Origin of the sequence: Shewanella algicola (assembly GCF_014648035.1) — a bacterium.
Classification (GTDB): Bacteria; Pseudomonadota; Gammaproteobacteria; order Enterobacterales; family Shewanellaceae; genus Shewanella; species Shewanella algicola.
Map to the genome: position 1 here is coordinate 104,530 of NZ_BMQI01000005.1, position 26,328 is coordinate 130,857.

The window sequence follows — 26,328 nt, forward strand, 5'->3', positions numbered from 1 at the left end:
TACCCATAGCAAGTTTCTGAATATTTTCCCCATAAGTCGACATTGAATAAATGAGAAAAAGATCACAAACGTCAAAATATAATTGGCATATGCCATAAATAGGGGTATAAATAGCATATGCCATTAAATGGTTTGTGATGATTAATAGTCTATCCATTGCCGATTAATCACAGACCTAATTTGGTGATTTATTAACCCGATGAAGCAGGGTAAGCCCTGCAAGAGAGATTAAAATGATTACAGCCATACCAATAAAAGATGACCATATTGCCAGCCATTTTAGCCGTGCAGATAGCATGATAATCATTAATGAGCAGGCGGAAGTGATAGCGCGTTTTGCTAATCCTGCTTTAGCTGCTGGTTGTGATGGTAAAAAACAATTATTGAATTTGATTGTGGCCCATGGGGCAGAGCGGGTTATTGTGCGGAATATTGGTCAACAATTACTGTCTAAAATGCTTAATCACCAACTTAATGTATTCCATGTCAAAAATGGTCGTACAGCCATTGAAGAGTTAGCTAGTGACCATTTGCCACAATGTGAACAATTTAGCGAAGTGACACAAGGTAGACCTTCAATGAAGCATTTGGCTAAACAAGCTAATGGTGGCTGTTGTGATCATGAGCATGGTGAAGGTGGTTGCCATGGCGGGCATTGCGACTCCCATGACCATGATGCAAGTGATATTGAGTTACCAGAGGGCATGCACATGAAACGTTGTTGCCAGAAAAAACATTCTCTATTACGTCAAAACTAACAACTATTAATTTGCTACAGGCAATTTTAAGCCATAACGTTGCAATTTTCGGTATAAGGTTCGTACGCTCACATTAAGCATGATGGCTAATTCAGCAGGCGAACCTTGATATTGTTGGCATACTTTGGATAAATATTCAGCTTCAACATCATCTAAACTGATCACTGCAGTGTCGACAGCCGGGGCCTGATTAACCGTTGTGTTTTTAGAATGAGTAATGCTCTCGGGCAGATCGCTTCTGTGGATAATATCTTCGTTTGCGATTAATGCAGATTGTTCAATGATATTTTTGAGTTCACGAATATTGCCTGGAAACGGATACTGGCTTAATAGCGTTAATGCATTGGCCGAAAATTTCTTATGTTTATAATCAGACAACTTGACAAAATGATTGGCGAGGACTGGAATATCTTCCTGGCGTTCACGCAGTGAGGGCAGGTAAATAGGAAAACCGGCTATGCGATAATAAAGGTCGCGGCGAAATTCACCTTTTTCAACTAAATCGAGTAAGTTTTTATGGCTGGCACTGACTAATCTAAAATCAGAGCGTTTTTGCTTTAATCCACCCACTGCACGATAACATTGCGTTTCTAATAACCTGAGCAGTTTAACCTGCATATTCATTGGAATATCGCCAATTTCATCAAAGAAAACTGTGCCGCCATGTGCGATTTCAATTAAGCCTTTTTTAGTGGTTGTTGCCCCAGTAAAGGCGCCTTTTTCATAACCAAATAGCTCGCTTTCAAATAAACTCTCGCTCAATCCGGTACATTCAATCACCACAAAAGGTTTGTCATTTCTATCGCTTGCGGCGTGAACCGCTTTTGCTACAAGTTCTTTACCTGCTCCAGTTTCACCCTGTAATAACACGGCAATATTAGACTGAGATGCCCGATTAATCTTATTGAGCATTTGTTTAAAAGGCGCAGATTCTCCAATCATTGTGTCTTTTTTTGATTCAGTAGATGCATAGTCAATGGCATCTAAAATTTCAAGAAACCCCATTATGATACCGTTGTCATCTTTAATCGGCTTCATCAAAATATCGCAATACGATCTTCCCTCTGTTGTATTGTGAATATGTACAGCATTGGCTGCTCGGGCTGTGCTTTGGCATTGCTGTAGCGGACATTGTTCTCCGTGTTTATCGCAAGGCTCATTACTGTGATGTGATATTTGATGGCAACGGCTTTGTCCTAATGTCACTTTAGTGTCATAGGTTTCTACATAAGCTTGATTCACCGCATGTATAACATAATCAGGCGTGATAAATATGGCAGGCTTATCAATCGCATTGATCATCGACTGTACTACGGTGGTGTTTTTCATAAGGATAGGGTCTTTATCATATAAGGAGTGACAAATTTATCATCAAAAATGGCATCGAGTGTCATTTTTGTCAATCGTTTTCCCTAGCAGATTTAGATTAATTTTTGCAACACTTTTTAACTTGTTGTAAATGTTAGTATTAATATTATTTTGTGACGTGGCACAAGCTTTGTATAGCAATAGCTTACATATCTCTGCAAACAATCGCGTTTACAGAGAAGGTTAATGGAGCTTAATGCAATGGCAAAAATTGTAGTGCTAGGTGCTGGTACAGGTGGAATGCCTGCTGCTTATGAAATTAAACACCTGCTGGGTCAAGAGCATCAAGTGTTGATGGTCAATGAACGAGAAAATTTTCGCTTTATTCCTTCTAACCCCTGGGTGGCCGTTGGTTGGCGTGAGCCTGATGCGATAAGCATTCCAATTGCCAAGCATTTAGCCAAAAAACACATTGATTTTATCTGCGCTTTTGTCACTAAAATTGATGCTGATAACAACCAATTGATCACCGCTGAACATGACGTTATTGATTACGATTATTTGGTGATTGCTTCTGGTCCCAAATTGGCATTTGATGCAATTCCTGGGGCAGGGCCAGAGCACTATACTCAGTCGGTGTGCTCTCTTGAACATGCATTGTCTTGTAAAGAAAATGTCGATGCACTCATTGCCAATCCAGGGCCCGTATTAGTGGGGGCATTTCAAGGTGCCAGCTGTTTTGGCCCTGCATATGAATATGTATTTATCCTCGATAAGGTATTACGTGATGCCGGCATACGCAAGCACGTACCCATTCAATTTATTACCAGTGAGCCTTATATCGGTCATTTGGGGCTTGATGGTGTAGGAGACTCTAAATCGATGTTGGAGTCGGCACTACGTCAACGAGACATCAAATGGATATGCAACGCCAGCGTTGATTACATCGAAAAAGACATCATGCATATTGACGAGTTAGATCGTAAAGGAAATATCGATTTTAATTATTCACTCCCTTTTAATCATTCAATGTTTATCCCTCCGTTTGTGGGTATTGATGTTGTGGCAAATGTAGAAGGGCTGTGTAATAAAAAAGGGTTTGTGATTACCGATGAGCATCAGCGCTCAACAAAATACAGTAACATTTTTGCGGGCGGCGTTTGTGTTGCTATTCCTCCTGCTCAAAGTACACCAGTACCTACGGGCATGCCTAAAACAGGCTATATGATTGAGTCGATGATGACCGCAGTCGCACAGAATTTACACAGTATTATCGTTAATAACGTTGAACCTACACATAAAGGCACCTGGAATGCCATTTGTATCGCCGACATGGGCGACACCGGTGCAGTGTTTATTGCCACGCCACAAATTGCCCCTCGCAATGTGTCCTGGTTTGCAACAGGCAAATGGGCACACTTAGCCAAAATAGGTTTTGAAAAATATTTTCTATTGAAAATGAAGAGCGGAAGTAGCGAACCGCTGTATGAAAAATATGCCCTAAAACTAATGGGAATAACGCGTCTAGAAGAGGATAAAGAGTAATGAAAAATACACATAATGCTAAGCGTCAACGGGTTAAGTTAATCACCATAGGCACGATGACATTATTGGCAAGCTTAAGCGCCAATGCTCAATCATTGTCTGAGCAACAACAACTTGAGCTAGAGGCTAACCAAAAAATTTCAGAGTTTAGCCAAGCGTTAAAAGGGCAATTACAAGCGGCAATAAAACAAGGTGGACTCCCTGCTGGCGTGTCAGTTTGTCAATCTGTAGCCCCCTCTATTGCTGCACAAAACTCGACAGATGGTTGGATGTTAAAGCGTACGAGTTTAAAAGTTCGAAATAGCAATAACAGCCCAGATGCTTGGGAGTTAGCGCAATTAAATTACTTTGAACAAATAAAAGCTGCTAGTGATCCGCAAACACCCATTGTCACTAGCGAATATGTTGCTAAGGGTGACACCACAACGTTTAGGTATATGAAAGCCATACCAACACAAGAGCTGTGCTTAGGTTGCCATGGTAGCAATATTACTCCCGAGTTAAGTACGTTGATTAAACAAGCCTATCCAGATGATAAAGCAATAAACTTTGAACTAGGTGATATACGCGGAGCATTTTCATTGCAAAAAGTCTTAGGTAGTCAATTGCACACGACAAACGGAAAACCTTAACAAGGTTTACGATATATTTCTGGTTTGGTATTAGGACCATAGGCAATTATCAATATTTTGCGGTTATGCAGGCTCTTTGTTGCGAGGTTAGCCGCAGTTTATTGATGTAATTTCATTTATTATTTTACTGACGTTAGTATCACCTCAATAGGTCCAATAAATAGGCCACATGAGGATTAATTTAGCAAAATCATTGTGTATTTTGTTGCGAGTGTTTAAGCCATGAGTAAAATCCGTATTGATCCATTTTATCATCAAGACAGCCAGTCAATTAGTTATGTGGTGACCGATCTTGCGTCACGGCAAAGCGCGGTTATTGACCCTGTTTTAGATTTTGATATTTCCTCAGGTAAAATTACCACTGACTTTGCCGACAGTATCATCGAGCATCTTGATAAAAATGGTTATGAGCTTGAATGGATTTTAGAAACACATGCTCATTGCGACCATATCTCAGCTGCTTGTTATATTAAGCAACTACGAGGCGGAAATACGGGGATCGGTGAGCATATTGTTAAAGTTCAGCATATGTTTAAACGTATTCTTAACCTCGATGACAACTTTCATTGTAATGGTGAGCAGTTTGATCACTTATTTGCCGATGAAGAACTGATTAAACTCGGTCATTTAGATATTCAAGTGATGCACACTCCTGGACATACTCCAGCATGTGTGAGCTATTTAATTGAAGATGCCATATTTGTCGGCGACGTGATAGCGTCACCTGACGTCGGTACCGTTAACCTAGATTTTCCCAATTGCAGTGTGACAACCTTATATCAATCGATTCAAAAAATATTGACGTTGCCCAATAGCACTCGTGTATTTGTGGGTCATAACCCGCCTTTAAATCATGCTCAGAACCCGATGTATGAAACATCAATCATTGCTCAAAAACGCACCAATAAAGTGGTTGGCGGTAAGGTTGATTTACAAGAGTTTGTTAAGTTACATCAACAGCAACATAACAATGCCAGCCTGCCGCAATTACTCTTGCCAGCGATACAACTCAATATTAGAGCGGGTCATTTACCGCCGCCTGAAGGCGAAGATAATTATTTTCTCAAAATTCCAGTTAATCAATGGTAAAAAAATGAGCCAATTAAGGCTCATTTTTATCAATTGAATTCTATGCTTTATACGGTATCACTGGAAAACCATCCTGTTGCCACTGCACCATACCACCGGCAACAGATAAAGGCTTGGTAAAGCCCATGTTTTGTAGCGAGGCGGCTGCCAAAGCTGAGCGCCCACCAGTACGGCAAATTAGGTAAATATCTTTGTCGGATAACTCATTCAATGCGAACTCCCATTCGCAGTGATGACTGACGGATGGATGCTCATGAATTTTCATTTCTAACACGCCGCGAGGAAGATTGACTGCGCCTTCAATATGACCTGCTAAAAACTCTTCATGCTCACGTACATCAATAATAATCACTTCTGGGTTTAACATTGCAGAGAGTAATTGCTGAGTCGAGACTTCAATAATGTTGTTTTTTACTTCACTAATATATTCTTGTGCAGTTTTCATATGTACCTCGTGAAACTAAATAATGGATTGAGTGGTAATAAACGTCGCCATTACCACTAAAAATACGGCGAATACTTTTTGTAAAATGGCTTTAGGGAGGTATTGAGTTATCTTTCCTCCCGCTAGGCTGCCAATAAAGCCACCGCCAATCATGATGGCGATAACCGGCCAATCAAATTGCACGCCCTGGGCTGAAAATAAGCTGTAATATTTAATAAACCCGATAGAAGAGTTCATGGTGATAATTAATAAACTGGTGCCCACTGCTAATGTCATTTCAATACCGCCTAATAACACCAAGGCTGGGATAATTAAAAAGCCACCACCAACACCAACAAAGCCTGTGACTACCCCCACTAATAAGCCTTGCAGTAATACATTTATGAGAACTAATTTCCCTTGAGTAAGGCTGTTACTTTGTTTACGCCACATCATTACAGCGCCAATTAGCATTAAACCAACAAATACACTGAGTTGAATTTGGCTTGTTGCAAAAGTACTCATCCAAGCACCGAGGTATGTTCCTGCCATTCCTGGAAGACCAAACATCAACACATGCGGCCACGAAACCATTTTTTGTTTGATGAAACTGATACTACTAAAACAGCTGATGGCGGCAACGATACAAAGTGACGATGCAATAGCTACCTCTGGCTGCATACCCACAAGGTATAGCAACACTGGCACCGTGAGTATTGAGCCACCAGAACCCAGCATGCTCAATACTAAGCCAATCACTAACGCACCTAAAACGGCTTGTATCATATTGACAACCTTAGTTTTAAAGTAAGTTGATAGGCACTTTTAAGTACACTGTGCCATTGTCTTCTGGTGCAGGCATATTACCGGCACGAATGTTGACTTGAATTGATGGCAATATCAGTCTTGGCATGGGTAAGGTGGCATCGCGCGTTTGGCGAAGTTCGACAAAATCAGCTTTACTTATGCCATTTTTGACATGAATGTTGTGTGCCTTCTGTTGGCCTACTTGAGTCTTAAATTGATGCTCACGTCCCTCTGTAGGGTAATCATGGCAAACATAAATATCGGTTGATTCAGGTAAGCTAAACAATGATTGAATCGAGTCATATAAGGTATTGGCGTCACCACCAGGGAAGTCACATCGTGCCGTGCCGACATCTGGCATAAATATAGTGTCACCCACAAAAGCAGCTTGCTCATTAATGACATAAGCTAGATCGGCTGGCGTGTGGCCCGGGGTATGCATAATGCGAATGGCCATATTGCCGATTTGCAATAATTCGTTATGTTTGAATAATCGGTCAAACTGACTACCATTGGGCAAAAAATCACGTTCTAAGTTAAAGACTTTTTGAAAAGTTTGTTGTACTTGAGTGATATGTTCTCCAATACCAATTTGCCCACCAATTTGTTCGCGAATATAACTGGCTGCAGACAAGTGATCGGCATGAGCATGTGTCTCAAGAATCCATTTCACACTTAACTCTTGGCGTTTAACCCAATGTATCACTCGTTGTGCACTGCGAGTGTCTGTTCGGCCAGACTTATAATCAAAGTCTAAAACCGGATCGATAATCACAGCAAAACGGGTCGCATTATCTGCAACCACATAAGTGAATGTTTCGCTGTCATCATCTAAAAATTCATGGACGCTAAATGTTGAGTTCATTACAAACCTCCTATAAATGATGCACAGGGGGCGGGGGACTCCCCTGTGCAATAACGGATTAAAGAGCCTTCTTGCTGAAGTACCAATCAACGTAGTCAAAACCTTGCTCTAAACGTGCTTTAGCATCGGCAGTCGTTGCTGGTGGCGGAACAATCACGTCGTCACCTGGCTGCCAGTTTTCTGGAGTGGCGACAGCGTTGGCATCACTTGTTTGAAGTGCTTTAACTAGGCGTACAAACTCATCAACAGAACGGCCGTTACTCATTGGGTAGTACACCATCGCACGTAGTACACCTTCTGGGTCGATAATAAAGGTTGCTCTTACTGCTGCAGTGTCGCTGGCACCAGGTTGGATCATGCCGTATGCTTTGGCTACTTCCATTGATAAGTCAGAAATGATTGGGAAAGTAATTTCAACACCAAAGTTTTCTTCAATGTTACGTACCCAAGCAATGTGAGAATGGATACTGTCGATTGATAGGCCTAGTAGTTCAGTATTTAATTGCGCAAATTCTTCAGCTCGTTGTGCAAACCCCATAAACTCAGTAGTACATACTGGGGTAAAGTCAGCAGGGTGTGAAAATAATACTAACCACTTACCTTTATAATCATTCAATGAACGCATACCGTGCGTTGTTTTAGTATTGAACGCTGGTGCAGGGCGGTTAAGTTGTGGAAAAGATACGATTGATTCAGTCATGTTATTACTCCAAATAGTTTTAAATTAAGGATGTTTAAATCTGAAAACTAGATTACAAACATACTTTGTAATAGCAATGGCTGGGCCAAGTTTGGGTTTAATACGTAAAAACAATGAAAGAAAATGATAAGCTATTGTTTGTATTGGTTTAATTAAATTTATTTTATTTTCATACACTTGCTATTTTACTTATATCTGTAAATCCTAAACTAAAGGTTAACGACACTTATGACGCTAAAGACAATAGGGACTGTCATTTTTGTCATTGCTTTGCTTGTTTATAAGGATTAGGTCGGTGAGAGTGGCGAGATAAAATGTGTCATGACGAACAATGGTTGCTTTTTATCAGTTTTAGGCGGAGGTAAAAGATTGATAGATAAGAGGCTGCGAAAATGTATACATGTGAACATAAAGACGTTATGCAGTGCATTGCCTAATGTGTAAACTGTTCAGTGGTGTTTTATAAAACTCGTATTGAATTTTTATCTTTTAGTGGTAAAAAATTTCGGTGCCGAACTCATCGGGAGAATCCGATAAAAGCGTAAGCTAAGTAGGAAGGTGATATGGAAATAAAAGTCGATGTGTATTCTAATAAGATGGTGTTAAGTTCTGAAGGCCGCAGTATGACTTTTTACGCTAAAGAGCCATTCACAACAACGAGACTGCTTATCGGTAAGTTCTTTGTTGCAGAAAGTTTCCTCAAAAATGCACTTAAAGAATTTGGCGCAATCAGTTTTTTCAAACGTGCCCCCAAAATAACTATTCAACCACATGAGTTCCTTGAAGGTGGTTTATCAGACATTGAAGATCGTGTACTCAGGGAGATTGCCTTAGGTGAAGGATCTAGGGGCTGTTGATCTTTCAAGGTTGTTTTTGCAGCGAATTATTGACCATTACTCACATCTACAACTACGCGGCAGAGACTTCGAGGTGCAGTTATTCTACATAAATAGTCGATAACGCAGTAAAAAATGGCTCAAAATACGCTGCCCGAAGGGTTCGGCTAAATACGTTTTACTCTTTGTTGAAAGGATTTTGCTTAGATGACTAGGCATCAATCCATTCGCCTCGATTAAAACGTTTTTAACTCGAATAAAATTCAACCAGCAAAGATCAACAGCCCCTATAGAAGCTCATGTCGTTGTGTAATAAACGTTTAATCATATTTAAAAAATAGGTGGCTATGTTGCTACACAAACAGTTGAACGCATAAAGTCGCTATTGTTTTTGATCGTTGTATTTTAAGGAGTGTTTGGTGAAAAAAATTGAAATTGGGTTAGGGGCGTTATTAATATTACTAATCAGTGCATGTTCATCTACCGACAAACCCGAACTAAAAGAAGTAATGAAAGTTGAACAAAATAACCCTTTGAAGGTAAAGGATGCGCTAATTGCCACTTTCGTTAATGCGCCAAAACCACAAGTCGGGGCGCTACAAGAAGATGTTAAAAATACTATATCATCACATTCAGCTGTAATACTTCAACAAAGTGAAACTCTTATAGTCGCACGGTTTAATACCAAAGGTTCCCCAATAGAATCGATATACCAACATTGTGATTTAGAATATCATTTTTCGTCGTTAAAGTTTGTTCTTGGCCCCTATGTTACTGGGGATTGTAGTTCAATCGTGATTGAAGCAACTAAAGTGGATTAAATATAGGGTAGCTGGAGGTATTAGCCTCCAGTCACACTAACCCCTGCATACTACTGTGCAAGTGGCTATTCATTGCTAATCAAGCTCTGGTGAGCCTATTTCTTCTAGGCTATCTCGCCATGTGGCTAGCGCGTTAATGTGGCTCGGGTAAATACCACAACATCCACCAATAATGCTTGCTCCTAATTGATGCCAGCACTTGGCAAACTCAAGGTATTCGTCCTCAGAAACATGACGTAACGTTTGAAAGGTGCCATTGGCTTGATGCCCCGATTTTATTGGGGTAAAACTATTTGCAAAGACACCAATAGCAAGCGTTTTATTATGTTGTGCTAATACCTGTACCACATCCTTAATGGCTTGCTCGATAACCTCTGGGATCGAACAATTAAACAAGATCCCCGTTGCATTTGTTGCCAACAATGCCGCAACAGCATCGGTTAGCAGCTCTCCAGAACGTAGCCGAATCGGCTGGTCAACTTCATCTATCAGAGTATAAGCGAAATAACAGGGCTTATCGGTATTGGCTAGCACCTTAGCTATCACTTGTGCTTCAGCAATACTGGCAATTGTCTCAGCAAGCCAGATATCGACCTGTTTATCCTGAGCATTAAACAAGGTAGAACAAATCTCGTATGCCCGCTCTGCTTCAAATAAGTCGGGACGATAGGAGCCTAAGGCGGGGGGGATTGAGCCAGCAACAAGCACCTGTTGTTGAGACTGAGTGACAACCTCACGCGCAATATCTGCCGCTTTTTCAGCAAGTTTTGCACCTTGTTTAGCATAGAGCTCTTCACCTAAATGAAAAGGGACACATGCATAGCTATTGACTGTAATAATCTGCGCTCCGGCTTCGATAAAGTGTTGATGAGCTTGCGCTACAAATTGTGGCGACTCAATCAGTGCTTGCGCACTCCACAGTGGTTGAGAAAAAGGTGCGCCGATACGTTTGAGCTCACGCCCCATACCGCCGTCTAAAATCGTCAGTGCTGTCATAATGGATTCCGTACTACTCAATATCTACTCGGCATATTCAAACATAATATCCTCTCACTCAAAACGAAATCTTCTCACCATGGTTATGATAAAATTTCATTCCTGAGAATATCCCTGAGAATATCCCTGAGGTTATACAATTGTACTGTTATAAGTGGGCATTTAATCGCTGTGATGATTATGTCGGCAAAATCCGGCTAATAAATGAAATAGTAAATAATTTAAACAGCTTAAGCGTCACGTTGTTCTTTACTATAGACGGCTGCTAAACACTCTTTATGAGTATTTAGGTCAATAAATATTGTACTCTGTTTGTCCATGCAGATCACAGATTGCGTTTCTTTAACAGCACGATATGACTCAAGTGTTCAGTGGCCTCACGATTAATTTGAAAACAGCATCTTTAGTGCCAAGTCATGTCTATGTACAACGTCATGGTTGTGTCATTTGATTTTCATTAACAAATTTAAGGGAGTCAATAATGTGCAAGAAGTGCTAAATATAAATGTAGTATTTTCGTTAGGCACCAAAGGCTTTAATCAAGTCGTGAAAGGTAATAAGTGCGTTTATATCCAGTCTTGCGACTGTCCACAAATGCCGTGCCTTTGTCGCCTAGCGGCATTTAACGTGCATTTTCGATATTGTCAGCGTAAATATCAATACTAACTCCCTGTGGGAGTTGTATTTTATCTAACGGTAACGCATGCACAGAAATACTGAAACTCAAACCACAGGTAAGAGGGGTTAACAATGTCGTTGGCTTGATCATCGTTTACTCCTACTCCTTATTTCTTACTGCTATTTAATCAATGCTGACTATCGCTAATTACCAATCTTTAATACTCTCTTTGACCATGGCAGCGGTGTTTTCAGGTTGCTCTAATGGGAACATATGGCCGCCTTTAGGCAATGCGATTAAATCAATATCATTGAGCTTAGCGAAACGCACAAAATGTTTGATCGGGAAGATATTGGTGCTTTCGCCGTAAATCAGTTTTGCTGGCACGGTAAGTTTGTTTTTGTATTTAACCAGGTTGGTCGGTAAATGTCTGAATATGTCTGCTTCTACGGCAGGAGAGAAGGTCAGCTCAAGGCGTTTATTTCGCAGTACGACACTGGATGTTGCATAGTCTTGTAAGCAGCGCGGGTCGAAATTTTTAAATAAACTTTTCTGTGAAAAATAATCAACCAAATTGGTGTTTTCTGGCCATTGATGCTGGCGTGTTTTCGCTTTACCCGCCGGGGATAACTTATCAATATAGGGAGTGCGTTTAATAAAACTCAATAAATGAGAAAACGCCCCAGTGACTACGGGTGGGTCTAACATGACTAAACCGCGGAATAACTCAGGATGTTGGCAGGCAGCAATAAATGAAATAACGCCACCAAATGAATGACCCACACAAATTACTGGCTCATTTTGTTTTCTTATAAACTCAACTAATTCAGTGACTAGGTGTTGCCAGTTACTGTGAATAGGGTACATCACGTTGTGACCAAATTGATTATGGGCAACGGTGCGATAGTCGCCCTCAAATTCAGTTAAAAAAGTTGTATAGCTTCCCGCAGGAAAGCCATTAGCATGCACTAGGTTGATTAATGGTTTAGTCATAATGTCTCTAAATGATTAAGCACTTTTACTATCAAATAAAATCATTTAAAAATTTTTTTAATAGCAAAAAGTGCAATAATTCATAATGCTTAGAATATTTTTGATGGATCTATTTGAGTCAATTCAGCAAATTGTGGTTCGCGCTTTTGTGCCTTAGCTGTAAATATTTCCATCATGTCATTTTGTGGCTGGAACATGCCACTTTGCCAAACCGACATGTAATTTAAGCTGTCTGCCACACTATGGTCACGGGCATAGTTGATCATTTCTTTACAACCAGCCACAGCCAAAGGCGAACGCGTTGCCATTTCTGCCGCCATGCCTAAGACTGCATCAAGCATTGACTGATGGTCGTCATACACATGATTCACTAAACCGGCCTGTTTAGCTTCATCTGCTGGCATTCTTCGGCCTGTGTAGGCAAGCTCTTTCACTAAACCGATAGAAATTAACTTGGGTAAACGTTGCAGTGTGCCGACATCTGCGGTCATACCGAGCTTGGTTTCTTCAATACTAAAAAATGCATCTCGGGTGCAATAACGACAGTCAGCGGCCGTGACCATATCGACCGCGCCGCCAATGCACCCGCCTTGAATGGCCATTAAAACCGGCATACGCACTGACTCTAAAACAGTAAAACAAGCTTGCAGTCTTAATACTAAACGGCGTAATTGCTCGTGTTTACGGCCTAACTCGATATTATCTGTGTCATTGTTGGCACTAAATACCGCGAGATCCATGCCTGCACAAAAATGTTTACCGGTTGATGAAATCACAATGGCACGTGCAGCTGATAGATTATTTATCGCGTCAATAACTTGAGGAAACTCATGCCAAAAATCAACATTCATAGAGTTAAGTTCATCAGGGCGATTAAGCACAATGTGAGCGACTTTGTTGTTAATCTCAACGGTGAGAGTGTTATAGCTTGCCTGTAGGCTCATGGTGATATCCTTATACTATTTTTGTTGTTAATGCGTCATGTTTAATGGCAGCATCTAAGGCTGTTAAAATGTGCTGACGTTCTTTTAATTTTGTGCCGTGATGGGCTTTCATATTCAGTTGTTGCATTTGGCTTGCAACAGCAAGGCCGGTTTGCATGAGTAGCTCTGGAGCAACAACCTGATCCAAAAATCCTGCGTTTATAGCGGCTTCTGGGCTAAAAAGCTCAGCATTAATGACCGCTCGAGAGAGGTAATTAATTGGAATACGGTTACGAGCTATTTCAATTCCAGCCTGGTGCATTGTCATGCCGATGGCCACTTCATTTAACCCAATTTTAAACGCGCCACTGCAGCCAATGCGGTAATCACAACTCAGTAATAAAAATGCCCCTTTAGCAATGGCATGGCCGCTACAAACACCAATAATTGGTGTCGCAAATGCCAACATTCTGCGAGATAAGTTTGAGCCTGCTGTGACCAACGCCATTGCCGCTTCTGGGCTTTGTTTCATGGTGTTTAAATCATATCCGCCCGACAAAATACCGGGCTGCCCAGTGAGTATCACTACGGCAGCTTGCTGCTCCGCATCGTCAAGCGCGAGGTTTAACTGTGCAATTACCTCTGGAGATATGGCATTCACCTTGCCATTATTTAAGCTAATGATATGGATATTATTTTCTATCGTTACATTGATTAATTGCATGCTGTACCTACTGGGTTTGTTTATCGTTTTTAGTTTTCAACCACGGAATGAGTTAACTGCTTCGCTTTTACATACTTAGAGTTCAACATACCGACTAAAATACCCGCAGTAAATAGCATGGTAAGGGTGTAAATAGCAGGAGTGAACGACATTTTATAATTAGCAAGTAGGGTTAACGCCATAAACATAGACAACGTACTGTTTTGCAGGCCCACCTCAATGGTTATAGAGGTGCGTTGAGCAAAGTTAAGGCCAAAATATTTACTGGAGTAATAGCCTAAAAGCATGGTTGTGATATTGAGAATGACTGACACTGGCCCTGCTGCAATTAACGCTGGGATCACAATGTCCTGTTGAATATACGTTAAAAAGATTATCAATAACGTGAGAAATAAAATACCAAATCGTGACACATGCACCTGAGTACTGTCTGCGATTTTTGGCGCGTATCTTCTTACCAACATGCCTAGTGCAATAGGGACAATAGTGAGTTTCATTAGGCTTATCATGGTGGCGATAATGGGTAACTGAAATTCACTGCCTTCACCCATAAAGTGTATCAATGAATAATTGAGCACCACAGGTATGGTAAACACCGTAATTAAACTGGCTACTGCGGTCATGGTGACCGACAAGGCAACGTCGGCTTTAGCCAGGTGCGAAAACATATTGGATGTGGTGCCACCTGGGCATAATACCAATAACATCACCCCTACGGCGTATTCAGGTTCTAACGGCATGATATTGGCTAATGCAAACCCAATGATGGGAAGCAGCAATAATTGGTTGGTTAAGCCGATGGCAACCGCTTTTGGGTATTTAACGACTCGCTTAAAATCATTAACCACTAACGATAAGCCCATTCCCATCATAATCAAAAAAATACACACAGGCATAATTTGCGTATTGACCAACGTTATCAGTTCCATATTGTCCATAATAACCTCTAATAAGTCTTTCTTCGTTAAGGAAACATCCGTTTATAAACGTTATTCATCACTCATTGGATAGGATTATTTAACCAGTAGGCGCTGTTGCGCTACCGTGCAATACGGTTGGATAATTGTTGCTAAGTTGCTCGAGCTTGTCGGTGTATTGACGATATTGTTAAGCTGTTGAAAAAAACATGCTAGGTGTTGATTTTGTTGAATAGTTTTCATAAAGCACCTTTGTATTATTATTTTGATGAGTTTATAAATTCATTGATTGCCAGATTAACTTCATCAGGCTGTTCATGTTGGATCCAGTGGCTGGTATTTGGAAATCGTTTGATGGTGCAATCTGGTACGTAATCAGTTAATCCATTTAGGTTTTCATTAACAAATGCCAAATCTTGTTCGCCCCAAAGCACCAGCGTTGGTATGTTTATTCGGATATTGGGGATGTTGATCTCACTGGTGGGCTTTATCTGAGAAGCGCTAGTAGTACGTTTATCACTTTCATCCGGTGCCTCCAGTGTTTCTTTGGCCGCCAGTTGTGGCATTGCGCGATAATATTGCAGCATGCCATTTACCGCGCCAGGATGTTGCCAAACTTGTCGATATGAGGCGATAACGTCAGCGGTAAAAAAAGTGCCATTTTCGCACTGTAAAATGTTATTCGTGAGATAGCGGTAATTATCTTGAGTTAATAAATTTTCACCATCTTTACCTATAAGCTGATGAATATAATCACTTTTGCTACGTTGGTGTGGGTTGTTTATCATTTCGCGAGTAAAAGTGCTGGGGTGAGCGGCATTTAATATCACTAATTGACGTATAAGGTGTGGTTTAAAAGCCGCTAATGGCCATGCGATAGCGCCACCCCAGTCATGTGCCACTAACGTGACGGGACGGTCTGGACTGAGCGCGGCAATTAATTTGCTCATAACATTTATAAGGTTAGGCAGGGCGTAAAATGCTATATTGTTAGGCTTATCGCTGAGGTTATATCCCGGTAAATCTGGTGCGATAACCCGATAATGTTGACTAAAAAACGCTAGCTGCTTGTCCCATGTTCCCCAAAATTCAGGAAACCCATGTAAAAATACGATGGTTTCTAGTGGTTGTTGAGCGGCTTGCGGGCCTGACTCAACATAATGAATATTGATATCATCGATTCGTATATGGTTATGCGTGAGTGTCATGTGCAATCTCAATATCAATTAGCGTTAAGTCAGGTAAATCGCTGTCAGTTAGTCAAAAAATGCCACTGCAGTGTCTAAGATCTCACGTTCTGTACGAGTACGGTTTACCGCAGCATTATCATCGGCATAGCCAAAAGACATCCCAAATAAAATGCCACGTTCATCAGGTAATTGAAGCACTTCACGAACAGGATCAGGAAATTGCCCGAGTGCACCTTGCATGCAATTAGACACGCCATGTTCTGCCATTACTAAAGATAATGTTTGCGCATATATGCCTAAATCTACTGCACCCATAATGTCTAGGTATTTGTCCATAGTGAAAAATACCGCATGAGGGGCATCAAAAAACTGCCAATTTCGGACCATTGCCATTTGACGGGCTTTTTTGTCTTCACGTGCAATACCGACAGAACTATACAGTGCATTTGCTGAACCAAACTGACGATCTCGATGTACGCCTTGGTATTGAGGTAACCAATTAAAGTCAGGATTCGGTGTGGCACCGCTCATTAAAGTTTCAATGAATTTTGCTTTTAATTTATCTTTAGTCGAACCCGATACCACACAAGATTGCCAAGGCTGTACGTTACAATTTGACGGTGACAGCTGTGCACTTGCAAAAATTTGCTTTAATACATTTTCTGGGACGGGCTTATCTTGAAAGGCACGGACTGAGTGGCGATTTTTTAATATTGATTCAATAGACATAGTGGCAACTCTTATTGTGATTAATCATTCGGTTGATAGTGTTATTCTTTTTACTCAAACTATTTAGCGGTAAAAATCTGCAGCATCAGCTATTGCCGATACTGCAGAACTAAACTTAAAACAAAGATTTAACTAATTAAAATTGATAAGAAATGTTTGCTCCAAAGGTACGGGGTTGGTTTGGATAGCCATTAAAGCTACCTGCTTGAATTGGTGGTGGGAAAGCCGATAACAAGTATTCGTCATTGGTTAAGTTACGCACCCAAACCTGAACACTCACGCCATTATCAAACGCTAGACCTGTACTCGCGTTGACGGTATTCACCTCACGCGTTAATGATTCTGGTGTGTTTTCTGCCACTTTAACGTCGCTTTCATATAAATAGTCTGCTCTTACATAACCATTGGCACCGTTAAATACTTCAAAGTCATACACCACGCCTGCAGAAATACTCACTTCATGGATACCTGCAGGTTGCTCGCCAGACAGATCAATCGGTCCATCAAGACCAGATGCGCCTTCAAATGAGTCGTAAACGGGATCGAGGAAGGTACCCGCTAAAGTGAATGACCAGTCATCGGTTAAGTTGTAATTTGAATCGAATTCAAACCCTTTTGTACTTTGTTTACCCGCATTGGCTAACACATAACCGGTGCCGATGAAGATTGAAGATTGAAAGCCTTCAATGGTTTGGTCAAATAGAGTGGCGTTAAATGATCCATTCTCAAATTGAGTTTTAATGCCAATCTCATATACCATCGCTTCTTCAGGTGAAGCATAACGGCCGCCATAGACCTGGTTTGGCTCTTCTATGCCAGCCGTGGCCAATGCAGCTTGATCTGATGCAAAAGGGCTAGAATATCGCGATAAGTTCCAAGATGAAGCTTTAAAACCAGTTGCAGCAGTCGCAAACACGTTGATGTTATCGTTAATTTCGTAAGCTAAACGCAGCGACCAGGTGGTTTTACTGTCGTCTGTTTTATTTTCTTCAACTCCATTAGGTAGGCCTAACATGGGCGGTAAAAACTGCAAACTTTGTAACGTTGGTACTGCGGGGGCTAATGTAGGAATACTGCCAATGGGTACACCAAATAATGTGGGTTCAGTGGCCAAATCCAGTGACGAGAATACGTCGGTATTATTTTGTGAAATAGTGAGTTCTTTTTGATCATTGGTGTAACTTACACCAAATATAGCGGTAAATTGATCGTTAATATGGTAATCAAAGCTGGCAAATAATGAATAGGCATCATTTTCTTGCTCAAAATCAGAACTCACAGCAGAAGTATTTGAGAAAAAGGTGCCCGGATCTAAGCCATAAACCCCCTCAACACCGGCGAGTAATCCTGACGCGCCACCAGCAGCCATTAATACATCAAAGTAATTTCGAATATCATTACCATAATATAAAGTATCGCCCGTGGTCACTTCTTCATGGAAGATATAGGCCCCAAACATCCATTCAAGTGTACGTTCACCTGTTGAGGTTAAGCGAAACTCTTGTGTTATGGTGTCAATATCGGTGTAACCGCCTTCAGTAAGAATGTCTAAAGTGGTGTAATCCACATCATTCATAAAATCAGACTCGTTATTTCGTATTGCACTGATTGAGGTGAATGAGTAACCCTCAAAATCAACATCAAGTTGTAACGACACGCCACCGTCTTTCACGTTATTAATGGGGTCTGAGTTTAGGGTTGATTTATAGGCAAATGAGTTAGTTTCATCTAAATCCATTCCACCTAACGCACGAACCGCAGCGGTCGTAGGGCCATTAATTGAGTTTTCGACAGTACAACATGCTTCTTCAATTTCACTATAATCAGCGATAAGACGCAGTTTGACATCCTCAGTTGGTTCAAAAAGGGCTTGGCCACGTACATTCCAACGATCTTTATCGTTAACATCGCCTAAACCAGAAACTGACTCAGTGTAACCATCACGTGTATTGAACCCGCCCGATACACTAAAGGCCCAATTGTCATTTATGCCATTTGTGTAATAGCCTTTCATGACTTGTTGATTGTAATTACCTATGCCGGCTTCAATTTTTCCATGTTCATAATATGATGGTTCTTGAGTGGTAACACTAATGACACCTGCTGACGCATTTTTACCAAAAAGGGTGCTTTGCGGCCCACTTAACACTTCAATTTGTTGCAGTCTTGGTAAATCACCAATTTGAGCCGCGGCGCGAGAGCGGTAAACACCATCGATAAATACCCCAACAGAAGGTTCAATCCCCGTATTATTGGTGCCGTTACCAAAACCACGAATGGCAAAGTTAGTATTGGTTGAGCGTTGAAGTGGCGTTACTCGTAGGGTTGGTACTAAGGTTTGTAAATCATCGATGTCCATAACCTTAGCCTGTTCAATCGCTTTACTGCTGACCACAGTGACTGCAACAGGAGACTCTTGTAACCCTTTAGGTCGTTTAGACGCGGTGACGATAATACGTTCCATATCCTCATCTTGCTTTTTTACTGTTTCTTCTTCGGCAGCGTTTGCCGTTGAACCCAGCACCCCAAAAACGGCAAGTGAAAGAATAGAGTATTTGAAAATCTGTGACTTATTATTCATTTATTTCCCCAGATAAAGACTAATCGTTATTAAACAAGCTAACTAATACGTTGAATTACCAAAGATATATACGACGCTTAAGCGTTCTTGTTTGTAATGTATAAATATCGATCTTTGTAAACAGCTTTATTCAATAACAACAAGGGGAACCTTCAGGTACTGACTTTCTTAACGAAATGCGACCTGAAAATACGAAATTACCACTTATAGTGAACAATTAACCGCAAATTCATGCTAGGACGAGTCGAAGCATTAAACAAATCAATTATTTTAATAAGCTACTATTCATTTAATGAATAACGCAGTGATAAACTAGTGTTTTTACTCAAATTTTGTTCCAAAGGGGCATTGTCATTAGTCTTATCGCCGCTAAAACCGTCAATATTGTCAAGTGCCTGTAGTCCTTGCTACTGCTGAACTATAAATTTCACGAATGTCTGGCTATAATTAATATGCATTTGGATAATACTTGCAGTTAACTTAGCATCAGAGATAACCTTTTATAGTTGGTTAGATTAGATCAACTTTTTTATATGCAATTGGACTGATAAATACTTGGAGAGCAACAATGCCTGAATACAAAGCCCCCATCCGTGATGTTAAGTTTGTTATGCAAGAATTGCTCGAGTGCGAAGCGCACTATCAACATCTAGGTTATCAAGATGCCAGCCTTGATATGGTTGATGCCATTATCGGCGAAGCTGCAAAATTAACTGAAGAAGTGGTCGCGCCATTAAATCAAATTGGTGATCAGCAAGGATGTACATGGAAGGATGGGGTTGTCACTACACCTGACGGTTTTAAAGAGGCCTATGCACAATATGTTGAAGGTGGATGGCCCACGTTATCGCAATCTGAAGAATTTGGTGGGCAAGGCTTACCCCATTCGTTAAACATCAGTATTGCTGAATTATTCTCAAGTGCTAACCACAGTTTTGCCATGTACCCAGGCTTAAGCCATGGTGCATTAGCGACCATTGAGGCGCATGGTACAGATGCGCAAAAACAACAATTTATGCCAAAGCTTGTTGACGGTAAATGGACCGGTACCATGTGTTTAACTGAACCACATTGTGGCACCGACTTAGGCATGTTGCGCACTAAAGCTGAATTACAAGCTGACGGCACTTATTCATTAAGCGGCACCAAAATCTTTATTTCTGCAGGTGAGCACGATTTATCAGATAACATTGTTCATATTGTTATTGCCCGTATTCCTGGCTCCCCAGAAGGCAATAAAGGTATTTCATTATTTATTGTCCCTAAATTTAACGTGAATGAAGACGGCACCATTTCAGATCGCAATGGCGTTAATTGTGGCTCGATTGAACACAAAATGGGTATTAATGGTAACGCGACGTGTGTGATCAACTTTGATGGTGCAACAGGTCACCTCATTGGTGAGCCAAATCGCGGGTTAAAATGTATGTTTACCTTTATGAATGCCGCCCGTATTGGTGTTGCAAACGAAGGGGTTGCCGCCGCTGAAGCCTCTTTCCAGGGGGCGCTGGCGTACGCTAAAGATCGCTTACAAATGCGTTCAATCAGTGGGGTTAAAAACCCGAATGGCCCAGCGGATCCTATTATTGTTCACCCAGATGTCCGCAGAATGCTATTAACGCAAAAGTCCATTGCTGAAGGTGGCCGCGCGTTAGTGTCTTATTTAGCACAACTGGTTGATATTGGTCATGCAGAAAAAGATGAAGCCGTTAAAGCAGATGCGGAAACCAAGCTTGCTTTGCTTACACCCATTGCCAAAGCCTTTTTGTCTGAGCTTGGCTTTGAATCTACTAGCCATGGCGTGCAAGTGTTCGGCGGACACGGTTTTATTAAAGAGTGGGGCATGGAGCAACTGATGCGCGACACAAAAATCAGTTGTTTATATGAAGGAACAACGGGCATTCAAGCACTTGATTTATTGGCCCGTAAAATCATTGGTACACAAGGCGAAGTATTAAAGCCTTTCTCTAAAGATGTGACTGTATTTTGCCAGCAAAATATTGATAATCCAGCCATGGCTGAGTTTATTAAACCTATTATGGCTTACGCAAAAGAATGGCATGAAATTACCGTACTTATTGGCGGTAAAGCCATGAAGAATCCTGATGAAATTGGTGGTGCATCGGTTGATTACTTAATGTATGCCGGTTACGTCACGCTCGCATTCTTCTGGGCTAAAATGGCTAAAGTCGCGCAAGATAAACTGGCCGCAGGCACCACAGAAACCGCTTTCTATGAAGCTAAAATCAAAACCGCACAATTCTATATGCAGCGTATGTTACCTAGAGCAAAAGGTCATGCCGCGTGTATTGCTAATGGTGTTGATTCAATGATGGCACTAGACAGTGAAGACTTTGTTTTTTAAACGATGATTAACACTGTATAGTCATCGCAGACGGCAAATCGCTGCTGCTCCAATAAAATCGTAACGTGATGCGTTGCGATTTTTTTTGTCTATGTTTTGTTGACTGAATCTTGCTTAGAATGAGGGCAATTATTTATGCTCAATGATAAATATGGTAATGCTTGGTATCGTTTAGCTAATGGATTTAAAGGTAATAAAAAAGTCCTGTTGTCTGTTTGCTTATTATTAGCAAGACAAAGGACTCATTGAGAATATATTGCATGATTGAGTAAGCTAACCTTGGAAGGATAGCTCGTCTCTACATCACAATTAATCTACAGCTAGCATCACGTTTGACGCTTTAACAATCGCGTATGTTGTTGAACCTACTTTCAAATCTAGTGACTTTACAGCTTGGTTAGTGATAATCGAAGCAATTTTTTCACCACCCGATAATTCAATGGTCACCTCAGAATTAACCGCACCAGTTTCGATTGATTTAACCGTTCCTTTAAGCTGATTTCTAGCACTTATTTTCATGTTGTCTCCGTTTAGGTTTATGAATTAATAACCAGTATTTCCAATACTTAAATTCATTGTAGTCCTATTTATTACTGCAATAGGTATTTAGATGTCAGAAAAATAGCATAGGTCACATTTTTTAATCTAACATCCTGTAGGGATTAGGGTTAATCCTTTAGTATCAATATTATAAATACAAAAAGTTGATGGTTTTTTTTTACATTTACGCTAATTACATTGTGTCATGATACCGTCATATTGAACCTTAAAGCGGTATCATAAATCGCTAACAACCTACCGATGAAACATAAATTGTAACCAATTCGTTACTTATCTTAGCCTGTAAACCTTGTCGTGGAGCTTACTTCTTGGGTAATTCCGGTATAGTGAGACTTTATTTATCAAAAAGGGACTTGGACAATGTCAGGCAAAGTGCTCAGTTCAATCATTCCGTTGCTTGTATTACTTCCAATGACGGCTGCTGCCGATTCTTGGGTGGATGTGAGTAATCAGTACACAAATAAACAAATCGAACTCACCGCCGAGTTCCAACCAGAAATGGCCAGTTCGATAGGCATTGTTGAAGCAGATACACAATGCAGTAACATTAGTCAGGCACAACAAGATAAGTATTTAACGACTCTTAAAGCCAGTAAAAACACGTTGCTCGCTGCACTAAACACCGAAACTTTACTGCCTGTACGTCAAGATTTGAATATTATTATTGATAATATTGACCAAACGATTGCTACCTCAACATTAGACGACAAATACATGCTGCCTTGGGTTGATGTGCCCTTGATTATCTTTAGAGGCGTGTCAGCGTTATTAGATGGACAAATGCCAGAAACACGTAAACAAGCGGCGATAACTCGTTTAGCCTGTTATGTCGGTAAAACAGGTCAACCAGCATTAACCAAACAAGCGCAAACCCTATTTGAAGCGGCTTTAACAAATGACACCTTGCTTGGCCCAACAAAAGAAGAAGTTGAACAAGCACTGGGCAGAACCGATAAATTACTTGAAGGTTTACAGCAACTATTTGCCGAGCATAAGCTCTCTAAAGCAGAAGGTGATTTAGCACTGTTAAGCCAACAAATCAGCGATTTTCGTGAATGGGCACAAAAAACGGTCATTCCGCACACCCGTAGCCATTATCGTTTACCTGCTGACATCTATGCGTTAAAACTCAAAAATGTCGGAATCGATATTGATCCTAATTTGTTGATTGAGCGCGCTAAAGCCAGTTATATGATCACTAAAGCTAATATGCAGGCTTTGGCACCTTTGGTGGCGAAAAAGTTTGACATGCCTTCAACTGACTACCGCGATGTCATCAAACTACTTAAACAGAATTCGTTGGCAAATGATGAAATTGAAGATCATTACCGTCAAATTAACAGTAAATTAGAGACAATTATCAGCGCGCAACAGGTGGTCGATTTACCTAAGCGCAATATGATTATGCGCTTAGCGACAGAAGCTGAGGCCGCTGGCAGCCCAGCACCTCATATGCAACCACCCCCGTTTATTGGCAATACGGGTGAGCAAGGTCAATTTATTCTCACCACGGGTAATCCTGCATTAACGGGTGACGCCGCCTATGATGATTTTAACTTTGATGCTGTAGCTTACACATTAAGTGCTCATGAGGGGCGACCAGGCCATGAGTTACAATTTGCGGTAATGTTAGAGCAAGGCGTGTCTTTAGCCCGCGTATATTATGCGTTTAACAGTGTGAATGTTGAGGGGTGGGCACTTTACGCTGAAGCTGAAATGCTGCCATATTTACCCATTGAAGGACAGTTGATTGCCTTACAGCATCGTTTATTACGCAATGCCCGTGCAATGTTAGACCCTATGCTAAACCTTGGGCTAACCACCAAAGAGCAGGCTTATCATTTGTTGAGTGAAGATGTGGTGTTTTCAAAAGCGGCTGTTAAGCAAGAAGTCGACCGTTACACCATGCGTATGCCAGGGCAAGCCGGCAGTTACTTTTATGGATTATCACGGTTACTTGAGATCAGAGCTGATGTTGAGTTAGCCCTAGGCGATAAATTTGATCGTTTAGCTTTTAATAATTTTGTATTAGAGCAAGGCTTAATTCCACCAAACTTAATGGCAGAAGCGGTTAAAGCTCGCTTTATTACGCCTGCGGAAAAGGTTAATTAAGATTTGGCCTTAATTAAAAATATCCCATTCAAATCTAATTTGAATGGGATATTTTATTTTTAGGACTATAAAAACAAGGTCATTTTTTGGCGTAAGGTAAGCGCGCTAATTGAGTTGTTGTGTGATAACTATCAAGGCCAGAGATAGCGACAGTATCAATGGCGTGTAAATCAATAAAACCATCTGCTTTAACGGCATTTTCATCTACATATACATCTATAATTTCACCTATTACTAATTCGGTTCCATTCACGGCTAAATGTTGATGCTCTACCAGCTTAACGGAATACTTTAGTTGGCTTTGTTTTACAAAAGGCGCTTTAAAATCATCAAGATATTCTGTTGTTAACCCCGTCATATCAAATTCAGATTGTTGTTTGTCATAACGCGCCGATGTTTGATGCGCTTGTGAATAGATAGCTTGATTCACCTGGTTTATGGTGTAAAAGCCAGTCTGAAGAATATTTTCAAATGTGTGTCTTGGCACGCAATGAGGCCGAATAATCATCCCAACCAGTGCAGGGTTAGCACCTAGATGGAACACCGAACTCACTATCGACAAATTGGTATGCCCTTGAACGTCTTGAGTCCCAATAAGGTTGGCGCTTTTAAATCCCGACAGCGAATTAATAAAGTGCGCTCGAGTTCGACTATCAAGGGTATTAATACGGTCTTTCGAAAAATGCATTAGAGATCCTTCGCGTAAGTGGCGAAATCAATGCGTTCGTTGGCGCATTAATTTGTGTGGTAACAGCAAACAGAATCTATTATTTACAAATGTCAGCTTGATTCTATATTGCTGTTATTACGACAAAGGAGTGAGGATGGATCTATTGAATCGCTTGGTTATTCAAACAGCACTGAATATTCATCTGACAAGGTGTGCCCTCTAGCAGATAAAAACGCCAATAGTGCTTCGGGGCTGCGGTTAAGTAGCCTATCAATGGGGAAGTCGACCGCGTTAATGACTTCTAATGATTTTTCAAAATCGCCTAAACTAAACGCCACATGAGAGTCTGAACCCATTACCAATAATCCGCCTGCGTGTTTTACGGCTTCTGCGATGGCGGTACAGTTGGTTAGGCTGCCTTTTCTTGAGGTTAAAAATGACGAGTTATTGATCTCTAACGCCACGTTATGTTTAGCCGCAGCTTGGGCTACACGTTCAATATCAATCGGGTAGGCTGGATTGCCGGGATGAGTGATAATGTCGACATAACCACTTTCGATACAATTAATTAATGCTTGGGTATGAGTTTCTTGCGACGAAGGTGCAAAAACCGGCTCATGAAAACCAGCTAACACAATATCAAGTAGCTGTAAGTAATCACCGTAAAAATCTATTTCGCCAGCGGTATTTTTAATATTGGCTTCAATGCCTCGCAGCATACCAATTCCGTCAACGACTCTTGGTAGTACTCGCATATTCACAAAATGCCAAAAGTGCGGCGCATCTGCCATGTCAGGACCATGATCGGTAATAGCAAACAATTTTATTCCTTTGTTTTTGGCCACCGAAAAGTAATCATGAACAGTACTGTAAGCGTGAGTGGAAGCGATGGTATGAGCGTGAATATCAACAAGAAAAGCCATGAATAATCTCACTTAGTAAGCAAATAGAATATAAAGTAGTCTACTATGTTACTGTGCTCATCTCTATGAATGATTAACAAAATTTGACTGAAGAGTAGAGGCATTAAATCACAGTATTGTATAGCTTAGTTCACGATCATCATTATATATAAATACCTCTGTGTAGTTGCCAATAGGTGTACTGGTCAAGCCAAACTGGACACTTTTAATTGAGAATTTTCAAACTCTACAGGTGACAGA

25 protein-coding genes are annotated in these 26,328 nt (G+C 40.8%); 8 read left to right on the forward strand and 17 right to left on the reverse strand.

Features of this window, described 5'->3' with window-relative positions; all coding sequences use genetic code 11:
- The first annotated feature begins 233 nt into the window (after window positions 1–233).
- Window positions 234–758 carry a NifB/NifX family molybdenum-iron cluster-binding protein gene (locus IEY42_RS03750; protein WP_188924002.1) on the forward strand — a complete coding sequence of 175 codons (525 nt, stop codon included), beginning with the start codon at window positions 234–236 and terminating at the stop codon, window positions 756–758.
- A 6-nt stretch (window positions 759–764) separates the two neighbouring features.
- Here IEY42_RS03750 and IEY42_RS03755 read toward each other — a convergent pair whose 3' ends face one another.
- Window positions 765–2,087 (reverse strand): sigma-54 interaction domain-containing protein, encoded by a 1,323-nt coding sequence (locus IEY42_RS03755; RefSeq protein ID WP_229779900.1) that lies wholly within the window; start codon window positions 2,085–2,087, stop codon window positions 765–767.
- A 240-nt stretch (window positions 2,088–2,327) separates the two neighbouring features.
- On the opposite strand from IEY42_RS03755, the gene IEY42_RS03760 reads away from it, so the two are divergent.
- The 3 genes from IEY42_RS03760 to IEY42_RS03770 all read left to right on the forward strand — a co-directional run bounded on the left by IEY42_RS03760 (window position 2,328) and on the right by IEY42_RS03770 (window position 5,332).
- On the forward strand, window positions 2,328–3,611 hold the full coding sequence (locus IEY42_RS03760; protein ID WP_188924003.1) for an NAD(P)/FAD-dependent oxidoreductase: 1,284 nt from the start codon (window positions 2,328–2,330) through the stop codon (window positions 3,609–3,611).
- Entirely contained in the window at window positions 3,611–4,243 is a 633-nt protein-coding gene (locus IEY42_RS03765) for a Tll0287-like domain-containing protein (RefSeq protein ID WP_188924004.1), read from the forward strand. Before IEY42_RS03760 ends, IEY42_RS03765 begins: the two co-directional genes overlap by 1 nt.
- Window positions 4,244–4,465: 222 nt before the next feature.
- A complete protein-coding gene (locus tag IEY42_RS03770) occupies window positions 4,466–5,332 on the forward strand; it encodes an MBL fold metallo-hydrolase (RefSeq protein ID WP_188924005.1) in 867 nt (288 codons plus the stop codon).
- A 40-nt stretch (window positions 5,333–5,372) separates the two neighbouring features.
- Here IEY42_RS03770 and IEY42_RS03775 read toward each other — a convergent pair whose 3' ends face one another.
- Genes IEY42_RS03775 through IEY42_RS03790 form a run of 4 tightly spaced genes read right to left on the reverse strand, consistent with a single transcriptional unit; the run spans window position 5,373 to window position 8,128 of the window.
- Window positions 5,373–5,777: a rhodanese-like domain-containing protein gene (locus IEY42_RS03775; RefSeq protein ID WP_188924006.1), complete on the reverse strand. Its 405-nt coding sequence runs from the start codon at window positions 5,775–5,777 to the stop codon at window positions 5,373–5,375.
- A gap of 15 nt (window positions 5,778–5,792) precedes the next feature.
- The gene (locus tag IEY42_RS03780; RefSeq protein WP_188924007.1) at window positions 5,793–6,542 is read right to left on the reverse strand and encodes a sulfite exporter TauE/SafE family protein; all 750 of its coding nucleotides are present in this window, start codon (window positions 6,540–6,542) and stop codon (window positions 5,793–5,795) included.
- 16 nt (window positions 6,543–6,558) lie between these two features.
- A complete protein-coding gene (locus tag IEY42_RS03785) occupies window positions 6,559–7,428 on the reverse strand; it encodes an MBL fold metallo-hydrolase (RefSeq protein WP_188924008.1) in 870 nt (289 codons plus the stop codon).
- 58 nt (window positions 7,429–7,486) lie between these two features.
- Window positions 7,487–8,128 (reverse strand): peroxiredoxin, encoded by a 642-nt coding sequence (locus IEY42_RS03790; protein WP_188924009.1) that lies wholly within the window; start codon window positions 8,126–8,128, stop codon window positions 7,487–7,489.
- 563 nt (window positions 8,129–8,691) lie between these two features.
- Here IEY42_RS03790 and IEY42_RS03795 point away from each other — a divergent pair.
- Both IEY42_RS03795 and IEY42_RS03800 read left to right on the forward strand, forming a co-directional pair.
- On the forward strand, window positions 8,692–8,985 hold the full coding sequence (locus IEY42_RS03795; protein ID WP_188924010.1) for a hypothetical protein: 294 nt from the start codon (window positions 8,692–8,694) through the stop codon (window positions 8,983–8,985).
- Window positions 8,986–9,383: 398 nt separating this feature from the next.
- A complete protein-coding gene (locus tag IEY42_RS03800; protein WP_188924011.1) occupies window positions 9,384–9,785 on the forward strand; it encodes a hypothetical protein in 402 nt (133 codons plus the stop codon).
- Between the two features lie 75 nt (window positions 9,786–9,860).
- Here IEY42_RS03800 and IEY42_RS03805 read toward each other — a convergent pair whose 3' ends face one another.
- The 9 genes from IEY42_RS03805 to IEY42_RS03845 form a co-directional block, all read right to left on the reverse strand.
- Window positions 9,861–10,781, reverse strand: coding sequence for a homocysteine S-methyltransferase family protein (locus IEY42_RS03805; RefSeq protein WP_188924012.1), 921 nt, complete (start codon window positions 10,779–10,781; stop codon window positions 9,861–9,863).
- Window positions 10,782–11,403: 622 nt separating this feature from the next.
- Entirely contained in the window at window positions 11,404–11,550 is a 147-nt protein-coding gene (locus IEY42_RS03810; RefSeq protein WP_188924013.1) for a hypothetical protein, read from the reverse strand.
- A gap of 57 nt (window positions 11,551–11,607) precedes the next feature.
- Window positions 11,608–12,393 carry an alpha/beta fold hydrolase gene (locus tag IEY42_RS03815; protein ID WP_188924014.1) on the reverse strand — a complete coding sequence of 262 codons (786 nt, stop codon included), beginning with the start codon at window positions 12,391–12,393 and terminating at the stop codon, window positions 11,608–11,610.
- 89 nt (window positions 12,394–12,482) lie between these two features.
- Window positions 12,483–13,337: a crotonase/enoyl-CoA hydratase family protein gene (locus IEY42_RS03820; protein ID WP_188924015.1), complete on the reverse strand. Its 855-nt coding sequence runs from the start codon at window positions 13,335–13,337 to the stop codon at window positions 12,483–12,485.
- Window positions 13,338–13,347: 10 nt separating this feature from the next.
- Window positions 13,348–14,040 (reverse strand): crotonase/enoyl-CoA hydratase family protein, encoded by a 693-nt coding sequence (locus IEY42_RS03825; protein ID WP_188924016.1) that lies wholly within the window; start codon window positions 14,038–14,040, stop codon window positions 13,348–13,350.
- 29 nt (window positions 14,041–14,069) lie between these two features.
- Window positions 14,070–14,978 carry a bile acid:sodium symporter family protein gene (locus tag IEY42_RS03830; RefSeq protein WP_188924017.1) on the reverse strand — a complete coding sequence of 303 codons (909 nt, stop codon included), beginning with the start codon at window positions 14,976–14,978 and terminating at the stop codon, window positions 14,070–14,072.
- Window positions 14,979–15,217: 239 nt separating this feature from the next.
- Window positions 15,218–16,165 (reverse strand): alpha/beta fold hydrolase, encoded by a 948-nt coding sequence (locus IEY42_RS03835; protein ID WP_188924018.1) that lies wholly within the window; start codon window positions 16,163–16,165, stop codon window positions 15,218–15,220.
- A 48-nt stretch (window positions 16,166–16,213) separates the two neighbouring features.
- Window positions 16,214–16,876 carry a nitroreductase gene (locus tag IEY42_RS03840; RefSeq protein ID WP_188924019.1) on the reverse strand — a complete coding sequence of 221 codons (663 nt, stop codon included), beginning with the start codon at window positions 16,874–16,876 and terminating at the stop codon, window positions 16,214–16,216.
- Window positions 16,877–17,012: 136 nt separating this feature from the next.
- Window positions 17,013–19,457 (reverse strand): TonB-dependent receptor, encoded by a 2,445-nt coding sequence (locus IEY42_RS03845; protein ID WP_188924020.1) that lies wholly within the window; start codon window positions 19,455–19,457, stop codon window positions 17,013–17,015.
- A 568-nt stretch (window positions 19,458–20,025) separates the two neighbouring features.
- Between IEY42_RS03845 and IEY42_RS03850 the strand changes: the two genes are divergently transcribed.
- Window positions 20,026–21,822 carry an acyl-CoA dehydrogenase C-terminal domain-containing protein gene (locus tag IEY42_RS03850; RefSeq protein WP_188924021.1) on the forward strand — a complete coding sequence of 599 codons (1,797 nt, stop codon included), beginning with the start codon at window positions 20,026–20,028 and terminating at the stop codon, window positions 21,820–21,822.
- Between the two features lie 309 nt (window positions 21,823–22,131).
- On the opposite strand, the gene IEY42_RS03855 is transcribed toward IEY42_RS03850, so the two are convergent.
- Entirely contained in the window at window positions 22,132–22,341 is a 210-nt protein-coding gene (locus IEY42_RS03855; protein WP_188924022.1) for a TOBE domain-containing protein, read from the reverse strand.
- Between the two features lie 402 nt (window positions 22,342–22,743).
- On the opposite strand from IEY42_RS03855, the gene IEY42_RS03860 reads away from it, so the two are divergent.
- On the forward strand, window positions 22,744–24,495 hold the full coding sequence (locus tag IEY42_RS03860) for a DUF885 domain-containing protein (protein ID WP_188924023.1): 1,752 nt from the start codon (window positions 22,744–22,746) through the stop codon (window positions 24,493–24,495).
- 79 nt (window positions 24,496–24,574) lie between these two features.
- On the opposite strand, the gene IEY42_RS03865 is transcribed toward IEY42_RS03860, so the two are convergent.
- Together IEY42_RS03865 and IEY42_RS03870 are read right to left on the reverse strand one after the other, a co-directional pair.
- Window positions 24,575–25,183, reverse strand: coding sequence for a flavin reductase family protein (locus IEY42_RS03865; protein ID WP_188924024.1), 609 nt, complete (start codon window positions 25,181–25,183; stop codon window positions 24,575–24,577).
- Between the two features lie 158 nt (window positions 25,184–25,341).
- Window positions 25,342–26,088 (reverse strand): phosphatase, encoded by a 747-nt coding sequence (locus IEY42_RS03870; protein WP_188924025.1) that lies wholly within the window; start codon window positions 26,086–26,088, stop codon window positions 25,342–25,344.
- Window positions 26,089–26,328 lie beyond the last annotated feature (240 nt).